The organism is Paraburkholderia strydomiana, assembly GCF_031456815.1.
Taxonomy (GTDB): Bacteria; Pseudomonadota; Gammaproteobacteria; order Burkholderiales; family Burkholderiaceae; genus Paraburkholderia; species Paraburkholderia caledonica.
This window is the reverse complement of sequence record NZ_JAVDVL010000010.1, coordinates 15,470-27,564: the sequence shown is the minus strand read 5'-3', so window position 1 is coordinate 27,564 and position 12,095 is coordinate 15,470. Positions and strand designations below refer to the sequence as shown.

The window sequence follows — 12,095 nt, the reverse complement described above, 5'->3', positions numbered from 1 at the left end:
CGTGGCGCGCGCCGTTGATTCGGACACCGATTCGAATGCGTCGTATAGATTGAATAGAAGCGGCACGAAGGAAAGCGGCGCAGAAGGTCGCGGAAAACGTCGCTAATAAAGCGCCGCTAATAAAGCGCCGCTAATAAACGCCGCTTGCCGCTGTCACACAGTCATTGTTTCGATGCCCGGCAACTGCACAGCAAACAACGCATCGAGCAGATTCGACCCCGGCCGCTCCGCGAGCCGCGTGAGCGATTCGGTCATCCGCACCTGACAATCGTCGAGCGGGATCATCCGGATACGCCGCGACTGATTGAATTCCGCCCGCGCAATCACACCGACGCCCATGCCCTGAGCCACCGCTTCTTCGAGCGCCTCGCGGCCGTCCACGTACATGACCGGCTCCACTTGCAGCGACTCGCGCACCAGTTCGATCTCCAGCAGTTGCTGCGTGACCGATTGCGGCTCGCGAAAGATCATCGGCTGCTGCACGAGTTCGCGATAGCTCAGCTTGCGTTTTTTCGCGACCGGATAGCGCACCGGCACCATGGCTACCAGCGGATCGCGCCGCAGCACGCGCGATTCGAGCCGGCTGTGCACCTGCGGCGCGGCGGTAATGGCCGCGTCCACCGCGCTCGACAGCACCCGCTGCATGGAGTCCGCCGCGTTGGCGATGGACAGCGTCACCACAATGCCCGGATGCAGCTTGCGAAACGCGCTGATGAGCGCGACCGCGAGATCCGGTGCGTCTGCCGCAAGCGATAGCGAACCTGACTCCAGCCCGCCGGCCGATTCGAGCAATTGCCGCGCGTCGCGCTCGCAGCTGAGCATATGCCGCGTCACGCTGAAGAGGCGCAGCCCGAGTTCGGTGGTTTCGACACCGCGCGGTCCGCGCTCGAACAGCTTCACGCCGTAATCCTGCTCCAGTCTGCGCACGTGATCCGACACCGCCGGTTGCGAAAGCGACAGCGCCTGTGCCGCCCGTGAAAATCCGCCGTGTTCGGCCACCGCATGAAACGCCCGCAATTGCGCGTATTGCACGTAAGCCTCCGTGGCATTGGAATGGGCTAGGTATAAGTATTTGCGATATAGGCATCGATTATATCGATTTTACCGATGCATGGCGTTTCGGTACTGTAGGCGCTATCCAAACCAGCAAGACTGGAGTTCCGGCATGGAAAGCGCGACTGGCAGTTCCCCGGCGAAAGCGCAAACAGGCGCCACAGGCGCGCCGTCACAGGGCAACCCCGCGATGGACCAACCGTCACAAGGCGAACCGTATCTGCTGACGCCAGGCCCGTTGACTACCGCTTTGTCGACGAAGCAGGCAATGCTGCGCGACTGGGGCTCGTGGGACGGCGATTTCCGCGCGATGACCGCTCACCTGCGCGGCCGGCTGCTCGACATCGCCGGCGACGAAGGCGGCGAATACGATTGCGTACCGTTGCAAGGCAGCGGCAGTTATTGCGTCGAAGCCATGCTGGGCAGCCTGGTTCCGCGCGACGGCCATGCGCTCGTGCTGGCCAACGGCGCATACGGCAAGCGCATTGCGACCACGCTGCGCTACCTCGGCCGCGCGCACACGGTGCTCGACAAGGGCGATTATTTGCCGCCGCGCGCCGCGGAAGTCGAACGCATGCTCGACGCGGACGCGAGCATTACGCATGTCGTCGCTGTGCACTGCGAAACGAGCTCGGGCATTCTCAATCCAATCGAGGAAATCGCCGCGGTCACGGCGGCCAAAGGGCGCAAGCTGCTGATCGACTCGATGAGCGCATTCGGCGCCGTGCCGCTCGACGTGCGCAATATTGCCTGCGAGGCGTTTGTGTCGTCGGCGAACAAGTGTATCGAGGGCGTGCCGGGCTTCGGTTTCGTGATCGCGCGCAAGAGCGCGCTAGAGGATGCGCGCGGACGCAGTCATTCGCTCGCGCTCGACGTGCACGATCAGTGGGACGTGATGAACCGCACCGGCCAGTGGCGCTTCACACCGCCGACTCATACGGTGGCCGCGTTTATCGAGGCGCTGCGTCTACACGAACTCGAAGGCGGGCAGCCGGCGCGTCTCGCGCGCTATGCGAACAATCGCGACGTGCTGGTCGCGGGCATGCACGAACTCGGCTTCGAGCCGCTTCTGAACACGCGCTGGCGCTCGCCGGTCATCGTGACGTTTTTCTCGCCGGCGCATCCTTCGTTCAGCTTCGAGCGGTTTTATGAATTGATGAAGCAGCAGGGTTTCATCATCTATCCGGGCAAGCTGACGGTGGTGGAGAGCTTTCGGATCGGCTGTATCGGGCAGGTGGACGAGCATGTGATGCGCCGCGTCGTAAAGGCGTGCGCAAACTCGCTGCGAACGATGGGCGTCAATCACGCCGCGCCGCCCGCGGCTGCGCTCGAAGAGCGCAAGGTGCTCGCCGAAGCCGCCTGAACAACCTGCAGCGACCTGACCATAACCTGGCCGCAACGTAGTCCCACCAACGCGGCAATACGAAACGGAAGTCAATGAAACACGTTAAAGCAGTGATCTTCGACTGGGCCGGCACGGTGGTCGACTATGGTTCGCTTGCGCCGATGGGCGCGTTCGTCGAAACGTTCGAGCAGTTCGGCGTATCGATCACGATCGACGAAGCGCGCGGACCGATGGGCATGGCCAAGCGGCCGCACATCGCGGCGCTGATGGCGCTGCCACGCGTCTCGCGGGCATGGGCGGACAAGTATGGGCATGCGCCTCGCGAGGAGGACATCGACGCGGTCTACAACGTCTTCGTGCCGAAAAACATTGCGGTGGCCGCGAGCTATAGCTCGGTGATTCCGGGCGTTGCCGAAGTGGCGAGCGCATTGCGCCGCGACGACATCCGCATCGGCACGACGACCGGCTACACGCGAGAGATCATGGCGGAGATCGTGCCGGGCGCGGCAGCGCAGGGCTTTTCGCCGGACAGCATCGTCTGCACGGGCGACACGCCGGAAGGGCGGCCGTCACCCTACATGATCTACAAGACGCTGCCGGAACTCGGCGTGTGGCGCGCGAAAGAGGCGATCAAGGTCGACGATACCGAGGTCGGCATCGAAGAAGGAATCAACGGCGGCACGTGGGCCGTTGGCGTGGCCGTGAGCGGCAACGCGTTCGGGATGGCCGAAGACGACGTGAAGGCGCTCGCGCCCGCTGACTTTGCGCGGCGCCGGGACGCGGCGGTCGAAAGATTGCGGGCTGCGGGCGCGCATTACGTGATCGACAGCGTCGCGGATCTGATGCCGGTCGTTCACGATATCGACGCGCGGCTCGCGCGAGGCGAGCGGCCCTGAGCGCCGTTAGCCCGAGATCAGTTTCAGTCCCGCCGGCAACGACTCGCCGAACACGCGGCCTTCGTCGGCGTTATCCAGTTCGACGTTTTCACTGACCATCGTGATCCACGCTCGCGGCGCGCTCGCCGCTTCGAGTCTGCGCAGCACGGCGTGGCGCATCTCATCGGGCAGATCGCGCGAACGGTCGCCCGTCATGCGCGCGATCTGGACCGCGGCGAAGGCGGCCGGGTCCACCTTCTTCCAGTCGAGCGCGAGAATCGCATCGAGCCACTGACTCGCGACGTCGGCCGGCACGACGCTGTGCGCGCTGCCATAGAACGGCCGGCGCGCGCCGATGCGCCCGACCGCCCACCAGCCTTGATGATTCTCCGAAGGCTTCTGCAAACGCGCGAGCACCGATTCGCCGAGTTCGATCTTGCGCGCAACAGGAATGCGTTCGAGCGACGCGCCCAGGCGAAGCATATCGGCGGTGCCTGTTTTCGACACGTCGAACGGCAGCTTGTGACGCGATTGCGCGGCCGTCTGCAGATAGTGCATCGCATCGAGCACGCGCAATTGCGCGCCTTCGTCAAGGCCGCCCGCGGCGCGGCGCCAGAGCGTCCACCATTCGGACCACACCTGGCTTTCCTGGACGTACTGAATACCGTCGTCGAATAACGACCACAGTTGCTCGACGCGCCATTCGTCGAGTGGATAGCCAAAGCCCGGGCGTACGCAGTAGCCAGCCAGATTGAGCCACAGCCGCTCGTGATCCGCCGAGCGGCGGCGCCTGCGCGCGCGTTCCCAAAGGGCGCCGAACAGTTCACGGAGCAGCGCGCTGTTCCAGCTTTCCCGCGGGCCCAGCAACTGTTCGAGTTGCGAGCGCAAGCGTTTCACTTCCTTCTTGTCGACGTTTTGCGAGCGCGAGCCGAAGCAGCGGTCGATCTGCTCGATGGCTTCGTCAAGCCGTGGATGCCGCGCCTGCGCGGGATCGTCGGAGAGATTCACCTGCGCGTCTTCGCGGCGCAGCTGGAATTCGAGCAGCCAGCGCTCGGCGGGATTGTCGCGGTCGATGCAGTGCACTTCGAGCGTGCCGACCTCGGTGAGCGACGTGGCGATCCGCACGGCGGTCTCGCGCGCACTGCTGGCGCCGCGCGGCTGCACGATGGTCGCGATGGGCGGCAAGCGGACGAAGTCGGCGCCTGAGAGATCGGCCAGCTCGCCGGGCGCATAGACAGTGTCCGCACTCGACGACACGAGGTGAAAGCGCACCGGATGCCCGAGGCGCAGCGCGAACGTTCGCTCGGCGATCAGGATTTCGTGGCCTTCTTCGGTGCCGCGCGGCAGCAGACAGATACCGCGTTGCGCAGGCTGCGAATCCGGCTTGTCGCCGGCGGGTTCGTCGAGTACGAGGAAGTAGCTGCGCGGCGAGCCGCCGCCGATTTTCGGCGCGCCGCCCGCCCGCGCAAGGCTATAGGCGACCGCGCCGCGCGCGACGGCGACGTCGGGATTGTCGTTATGCAGCACGTTAAGCGGCTCGCCGCGCCACGTGCCCAGCGTGGTCGCGAGGCGCTGCGTCAATGCGTGCGCACGAAAAACGCCGCCGTTCAGCAGCAGGGTGTCGGGCACTGGGAGTGGCGGCGGCCCGCCAGCAATGGATGCGGGTTCGACGTCCGAGACACCCTGTGGGTCGGCAGCGGGACCAGCGCCAGAATCGCTCTGAACCCACCCCAACGCCTTGCGCGACTGAGCCTCGAAGCGGCTCAGAAAAGCGGCGATATGGCGCGTGACGGCCGCATCGGTCGCATAGGGCAAACCGAACTCGACGATCGCGCCGCGTGGCCGGCCCGGCCGCTCGTGCGACCCAACCATCGGAAAGAATCCGTCGACGATCACGCGCTCCACTTCATCGCGCGTGATCTGAGCCGTGCGCGCGCCGCCGACAAGCTTCGAGCCCGCGCCGAGCAGCGTGATCGACGCCGTGTCGGGCGCTTGCGGTCCCAGTAGTAGCTCTTTAGCGCCGCGGCAACGCTCGACGAGTTGCGAAAGATTGGCCGCCGACAAACGCGTGCGCTCGCCGCCGCCGGCGAGGCGCGCTTCGACCAGATGCGCAAGCGCGAGGTCCATGTTGTCGCCGCCGAGCATCAGATGGTTGCCCACGCCAATCCGCGTGAGTTGCGGCTCGCCGTCCGCCATGCCGACTTCGATCAGCGTGAGATCGGTGGTGCCGCCGCCCACGTCGCAGATCAACACGAGCCGCGTATGCGCGAGTTCTGCCCCGAGCCGTTCACGATGATGAAACAGCCAGTCGTAAAACGCCGCTTGCGGTTCTTCGAGCAGCCGCAGCGAGGGCAGTCCGGCCATGCGCGCCGCCTCTACGGTCAGCGCGCGGGCGCCTTCGTCGAACGAGGCCGGAACCGTGAGCACCACGTCCTGGCGTTCGAGCGGCGCGTCGGGAAAGCGTTGATTCCACGCCGCGCGGACGTGCGCCAGATAGCTCGCGCTGGCTTCGACCGGCGAGACCTTGTGAACGTCGTCGGCGGCGCCCCAAGGCAGGATTGGCGCAACGCGGTCGACCGATGCATGCGACAGCCAGCTTTTCGCGCTCGTGACGAGCCGCCCCGGAACCTGAGCGCCCAGCAGCCGCGCGAGCCGGCCGATTACAACGGGCTGCGCGTGGTCGGCGCCATCGCTCGACAGCCTGGCGGTGTCGTTCGCGCGTTGAGCTGCAGTTCGACCCGCGCGGCCATCCGCATCTCGCGACGAAACCGATTCCCCGTCGCTCCACGGCAATTGCAGATCGCCCGGGCTCAACTCGCCTTGCGCGGGGTGATACCGGACCGACGGCAGCAGCGGACGCGCGGCGACTTCGCCGGGACTCACAAGCTGTTCGATCTCGAACACGCGAATCTCGTCGGATCCGGCTTCTGCATAAGCCAGCACCGTGTTGCTCGTGCCGAGATCGATGCCGACGCTGTACCGCTTCATCTCACTCATGCATTCGCGTTGCCGCGCACGTCGAACTCGACTTTCCAGCGCTCGTCGGTGCCGCGCGGCACGGCTTCGAGTTCGAGCGTGCCGGCTTCCGTCACGCGCGCGTGCAGCTTGACCGGCACCACTTCACCGGCTGTGCGGCCCGCGGCGGGCAGCGTGGCCTGGATCTCCTCGAGTTCCTGCAACTCGTCGGGACCCCAGAAGTCGAGCAGCGTTCCAACCTGATCCTGACGACGCACCGACGACCCGAAGAACCGGAAGTGCACCGGCTCGCCGACGACGAGCCCGAACTCCTGCGCGGGCAGTTCGGCGTCGGTCCCTTCCTCCATGCCGAAGGGGGCGACGCACAGCGCCTGGATCGGCGGCTCGAGTCCTGGCACGGCGGGCATCGCCGACTCGATTGCAATGTAGTAAGCCCGCGCCGTGCCGCCGCGAATCCGCACGCCCTGACCGCGTCGCACGTAACCGTAGTAGGCTGCGCCCCGCGCGACGGCCAGATCGAGATCGGCGCCTTCGAGCAGCCGCGCCGACGCAGCGCCCTCAGCCGCGAGCCAGCCGTTGAGCGTGCCCATGATGCGTTCGACGAGCAGCGCCGACTTGAACACGCCGCCGTTGAACAGCACCGCCGTGGGATGCAGAAAGCTCGCGCTTTGCGCGGCGTCGTGCGATGCCGTCTCGCCCAGACCCTGGAGTTCCGCGAGCGCGCCGACCTGACGGGCGAGGAACGCGGCCAGGTGCCGCGTGATGCCCGCGTCCTGCGCATACGGCAAACCGAGTTGCGTGAGACCGGCACGGGCGCGGCTCACCGGCCGGGCGCCGCTGTCCACCTGCGGGAAGAAGCCGTCGAGAATGGTCTGCGTCAACTCTGCGCGCGTGAGCTCGGTGCGGATCGATCCGCCGATCAGCTTCGAGCCGCGGCTCGGCACGACGAGCGGCACCGTGTCCGTAGCCGGATCGCTCAGCAGCGTTTCCTTGGCCGAGCGGCATGCATAGGTGAGGGCGCGCAACTGCCACGCGTCGGCCTGAGTGCCCTGAGCTGCGAGTTTGCGGGCGACCACATGCGCAAGCGCGAGGTCCATGTTGTCGCCGCCCAGCAGAATGTGCTCGCCGACCGCCACGCGATGCAGTTCGAGATTGCCGTCGCGCTCGATGACGGCGATCAGCGACAGGTCGGTGGTGCCGCCGCCCACGTCGACCACCAGAATAATGTCGCCGACCTTGACCTGCTTGCGCCACTGGCCGCCGCTTTTCTGAATCCAGCTATACAGCGCGGCCTGCGGTTCCTCGAGCAGCGTCATGCGGCCGTAGCCGGCGGCCTCGGCGGCTTCGGCGGTCAATTCGCGCGCGGCCGGATCGAACGATGCGGGAATCGTGACCGTGATGTCCTGCTCGCGAAACGGCGCGTCGGGGTGCAGATGGTCCCAGGCTTCGCGCAGATGCGTCAGATACCGCACCGAGCTTTCGAGCGGCGACACGCGTGCGACTTCGGGCGGCGCATCGTTCGGCAGAATCGCCGCGCGGCGATCGACGCCTGGGTGGCACAGCCAGCTTTTCGCGCTCGACACGAGCCGGATCGGCGTGGCTGCGCCGCGGCTGCGCGCGAATTCGCCGACGGCGAACTGGCGCTCGCCGGTCCACGGCAGGTGCAGGTCGCCGGGAGCCAGCTCATCCGGGTGCGGCAGATACAGGAACGAGGGCAACAGATCGAGGTCGGCAATCGCGCCGGGCCCGGTCAGCTGGGCAATGGGCAGCACCGTCAGCGCGGTCTTCTCGCCGTCGCTTGCGCTCGTGTCCACATACGAGAGTGCGCAGTGCGTCGTGCCCAGGTCGATGCCGATGGAGTAGCGTGCGCCGCTCATAGCTCCACCTCGGCCGGCGCAATCACCTTCGCGTTGTGGGTTTCCGCGAGCTTCGGCAGACGCACTTCTTCGACGCGCCAGCCGCGATGGCTGATGTTGCCGCTAAACGGCGCCTTGCCGACGACGTTGCCGGTCAGGCGAATCGCGCTTGCGTCGAAACCTTCCTGAAGCGTGACGCGGCTGCCTTCGGCTTCGTCGCGCACCGGGCGGATCGTAAAGTGCTCGCGCAGCGTCGCGCGGCAACCTTCATGGACGAGCCGTGCGGCGGCGCCGATATCGGCGTCGCTGAAACGCTTGATGTCTTCCTCGACAAAGTCGATGAAACGGGCGTCGCGTTGCAGCAGGCCGAGCAGTTGCAGCGCAGCGTCGGGGTTGGCTTCCTTCAGCGACGGCGCCTGCTGCGCAGCGGGCGCGCTCGCCTGCGCCCGTGTCTGGGCAGCCGTGTCGCCGTCACGCACGCGCAGTACGCCGGCGGCGAATTCGCCGTCGCCGAGAATGCGGAAAAACGCGCTGACGGCCAGTGAAATCCTGCCGAGGAAGGACGGGTTCGAATCGGTCATAAATGCTCCTGAGATGCTCTGTTAAAGGACGAGCTGTCCCGAGTGCGCCACACGCGACGCGCCGGCATGGCCGCCGTCGCGCGATGTCTGGAAGGCACGCCGCGCGGCGGCGGCCGGTGCGCAATGGCTGCCCGTGCCGCCGCGCTTTGCGCGCGCAAAACCCGTATTTTGCCTTGTGCGGCGCCCGACGCGGGCAAAGCCGGGGATTCTCGCGGGCAATGCAGCGAGATTGGCGGCTTTCCGGGGCGAGTTGGAGCGCCGCCTGGCGAATGCACTGAAGGCCCGTTTAGCGGATATTTGCAAGGCTACGTGCAGACTTGAGTTCCCGGGATTCGATATGAGGCGGGGTGAGAGGCCACCGTTAGAGCCCATTGCGCCCCGGTGGGTTCTTCGCACGCTTCGGGTTCTCAAGCGGCAGAAGGCCCAAACTCCGCAACCACCTGGTCGATGAACGTGCGCAGCTTCGGCGTCACGCGGCTCGCCGGAAACACCACGTGCATGGGCCGCGGGTGCGCTTCATAGCCGTTCAGAAGGCGCACCAGACGGCCCGCCGCAAGGTCGTCCCGCACGGCAACTTCGGGCGCGAGCATGATCCCCGCGCCGTTGAGCGCGGCCGCGACCAGCGCTTTCACGTCGTTGGCCTCGAAGCGGCCTGCAACCGGCACGACGTGCTCACGCCCGGCATCGTCGATAAAACGCCATTCGGTGGCGGCCGGCATGCTCGTGAAGGCGAACGCGAGGCACTCGTGCGCGGCGAGCGCCTCGGGCGTCACGGGCTCACCACGCTTCGCGAGATAAGCCGGCGATGCGCACGCGACCAGCCGGTACGGCATCAACGGCCTCGCTATCAGCGTCGAATCGGACAGCGTGCCGAGGCGGATCGCGGCCTCATACGCTTCGTCGATCAGATCGACGAAGCGGTCGGTCAGCGTCAACTCGACCCGCACGTCGGGATGCGCTTCCAGGTAACGGGTGATCATCGGGGCGAGGCAGCAGGCGCCGAACGTGACAGGCGCGGTGATCCGCAGACGCCCGCGCGGCGAGGCCGACAATTCCTGCGCGACCGACTCCGCCGCTTGCGCATCCGCGAGCAGCGCCTTACAGCGTTCGTAAAAAATCTGGCCAATCTCGGTGAGACTCTGACGGCGTGTCGTGCGATTCAGCAGTCGCGCGCCGACGCGCTCTTCGAGCATGCCGACATGCTTGCCGGCCATCTGCGACGAGATGCCGAACGCGAGCGCGGCTGCCGCGAACGAGCCGCTCTCGGCGGTTTTGACGAACACAGCCATGCTGGTGAGCCGATCCATGCACATTCCCCACTGTTGCTTTCGACACTCGTCATTATTTGCGCATTTATCACGCATGAGTTTTGAATCATAGTGCCTGTCACCGATGAGCGGGTGTTCACCGGAGGGATTCTCAGACATGCATGGAGTGTGGAACATGAAGATAGGCATTCTCGGCGCGGGCTTTCTCGGCCGCGCGCTGGCGACCGTCGCACAGCGTCACGGCCACGAAGTGATGATCGCCAACTCGCGCGATCCGAACACCCTGATCAGCACGGCGGCGGCGCTCGGCTGCGCGACGGGCACCGCACAGGAAGCGGCGAAGTTCGGCGACGTCGTCGTGGTGTCCGTGCCGTTCGGCCAGATCGGTCATCTGCCGGTTGCGGCACTCGACGGCAAGATCGTCATCGACACCTGCAATCACTATCCGGACCGCGACGGTCCGATCGAAGCACTGCAAAACGGTGTGACGACGAGCCAGATGCTCGCCGCCGCGTTGCCCGGCGCGAGAGTCGTGAAGGCGTTCAATGCGATTCTCGCGAAAGATCTCGAAACGGCCGGCACGGCGCCCGGCACGCCGAACCGCCGCGCGTTGCCGCTAGCCGCCGACGATCAGCAAGCGCGGCACGTGGTGAGCGCACTGGTCGATCAGTTCGGCTTCGATCCCGTCGATGCAGGCCCGCTCGCGGACAGCTGGCGCTTCGAGCGCGCCAAACCGGTGTACTGCATCGCGCACGACCGGGCGGGCATGGTCGCGGGCCTCGCGGCCGCCCGGCGCGATGAGGAATTGCCGCATGGATCGTGGCGGCATTGATGTTCCGTGGAATGGATCGGGCCGTGCCTGCAGCGGTGCAGGCACGGCCCGATCCGCATGCTGCGTCACCTGATCGCCCAACCTTGCGGACGATCACGTGACGCGCTGACCGCAGTTCATCCGCAAGCAGGCTTGGCCTTCTTGCACGCGTCCGCGAGTTGCGGCGGCGGGTCTTTCTTGAAGACCGTCTTGTAGGCTTCGAGCACCGTCGATTGAACTACCGGCAAAGACTGCACGCCGATCCATGCGGGCGGCGTCTGTCCGATCAGTGCTTTCATCATCGCCATGGCTTCGGCCACGCCCTGATCGTACGGACGCTGGGAGCCGGTCGCCTTCAGCGGTCCGCCCTTGGCGATCTCGATCGCCGACTGAAGACCCAGGTCGACGGTGGTGACGGGAATGTTCACGCCTTGCGCGCGCATCGAAGTCAGTGTGTCGAGCGCCGGTTGATCCCACACGGCGAAGAGCCCCTTGACGTCCGGATTGCCCGTCAAAAAGTCGCCCGCAATCTGGCCGACCTTCGACGGATCCGTGAAGTCGACCTGCTTGATCTTGATGTCCGGGCGGTTCGTCTTCATCCACTCGTTGACTGCCTTCGTGCGCTCCTTCGTGCTGAAGTAGTCGACGCCGAAATTGACGAGCCCGATGGTCGCGCCCTGCGGCACGCACGACGCGAGCACTTTGGCCGCGATCTGGCCGTTGCCTTCGCTGTCGGCGGAAATCATCGACGCGTATTGCTCGGGATGCTTGAGCCCGGTCGGCACGTTGTCCATGAACACGAGCTTGATGCCGGCGGCGGAGACCTTTTTGTACGTCGCAGCGGTCGCGGTGCCGTCGACCGGAATCGAGATGATGCCGTCGGGATGACGCTGGATCGTGTTCTCGATATCCGCAATCTGCTTGTCGACCTGATACTCGGCCGACGCAGTGCCGATCACGTCGACGTCGTACTTTTTCAGCGTGTCGGTAATGCCTTGCACCTGCAGTTGCGACCAGTCGAGGTTCATCGTCTGCATCGAAATGCCGACCTTGAATTTGCCCGCTTTCACTTTGGCCGCCTCGGCGGCGGTGAGCTGGACGGCGTCGACCGAAGCGGCTTTCTCGCCGTTCGGTCCCTGGCCGACAATCGACTTCGGTCCGATCGATCCCGCTTGCAGACTGCTCACGCATTGCGCGCCGGCGCTGGCGCAAGCCAGTGCGGCGGCCAGTGCGGCGCTCACAGTCACGACGGCCGCCACTGACGAATTCACGCCACGTGCCGCCCGGCTTGTCGAGCCATGACAATGTTTCATGTTCTCCTCCGTTGGTC

At 65.7% G+C, this 12,095-nt stretch carries 9 protein-coding genes; 3 read left to right on the top strand and 6 right to left on the bottom strand.

What is annotated here, in order from left to right; translation table 11 throughout:
* Window positions 1-153: 153 nt before the first annotated feature.
* On the bottom strand, window positions 154-1,032 hold the full coding sequence (locus tag J2W46_RS24240) for a LysR substrate-binding domain-containing protein (protein WP_310356882.1): 879 nt from the start codon (window positions 1,030-1,032) through the stop codon (window positions 154-156).
* A gap of 133 nt (window positions 1,033-1,165) precedes the next feature.
* Between J2W46_RS24240 and J2W46_RS24235 the strand changes: the two genes are divergently transcribed.
* Entirely contained in the window at window positions 1,166-2,416 is a 1,251-nt protein-coding gene (locus J2W46_RS24235; RefSeq protein ID WP_310356880.1) for a 2-aminoethylphosphonate--pyruvate transaminase, read from the top strand.
* A 74-nt stretch (window positions 2,417-2,490) separates the two neighbouring features.
* Window positions 2,491-3,294: a phosphonoacetaldehyde hydrolase gene (gene phnX, locus J2W46_RS24230; RefSeq protein ID WP_020066148.1), complete on the top strand. Its 804-nt coding sequence runs from the start codon at window positions 2,491-2,493 to the stop codon at window positions 3,292-3,294.
* Between the two features lie 6 nt (window positions 3,295-3,300).
* Here phnX and J2W46_RS24225 read toward each other — a convergent pair whose 3' ends face one another.
* The 4 genes from J2W46_RS24225 to J2W46_RS24210 form a co-directional block, all read right to left on the bottom strand.
* Window positions 3,301-6,270 (bottom strand): Hsp70 family protein, encoded by a 2,970-nt coding sequence (locus tag J2W46_RS24225; protein WP_310356875.1) that lies wholly within the window; start codon window positions 6,268-6,270, stop codon window positions 3,301-3,303.
* Window positions 6,267-8,126 (bottom strand): Hsp70 family protein, encoded by a 1,860-nt coding sequence (locus J2W46_RS24220; protein WP_310356872.1) that lies wholly within the window; start codon window positions 8,124-8,126, stop codon window positions 6,267-6,269. Before J2W46_RS24220 ends, J2W46_RS24225 begins: the two co-directional genes overlap by 4 nt.
* A complete protein-coding gene (locus tag J2W46_RS24215) occupies window positions 8,123-8,686 on the bottom strand; it encodes a DUF2760 domain-containing protein (RefSeq protein ID WP_310356870.1) in 564 nt (187 codons plus the stop codon). Before J2W46_RS24215 ends, J2W46_RS24220 begins: the two co-directional genes overlap by 4 nt.
* A 407-nt stretch (window positions 8,687-9,093) precedes the next feature.
* Window positions 9,094-9,993 carry a LysR family transcriptional regulator gene (locus J2W46_RS24210; RefSeq protein WP_088174390.1) on the bottom strand — a complete coding sequence of 300 codons (900 nt, stop codon included), beginning with the start codon at window positions 9,991-9,993 and terminating at the stop codon, window positions 9,094-9,096.
* Between the two features lie 85 nt (window positions 9,994-10,078).
* Here J2W46_RS24210 and J2W46_RS24205 point away from each other — a divergent pair, with 85 nt between their 5' ends.
* Window positions 10,079-10,786 carry an NADPH-dependent F420 reductase gene (locus tag J2W46_RS24205; RefSeq protein ID WP_310356866.1) on the top strand — a complete coding sequence of 236 codons (708 nt, stop codon included), beginning with the start codon at window positions 10,079-10,081 and terminating at the stop codon, window positions 10,784-10,786.
* 116 nt (window positions 10,787-10,902) lie between these two features.
* Here J2W46_RS24205 and J2W46_RS24200 read toward each other — a convergent pair whose 3' ends face one another.
* A complete protein-coding gene (locus J2W46_RS24200; RefSeq protein ID WP_310356863.1) occupies window positions 10,903-12,078 on the bottom strand; it encodes a substrate-binding domain-containing protein in 1,176 nt (391 codons plus the stop codon).
* Between the last annotated feature and the right edge of the window lie 17 nt (window positions 12,079-12,095).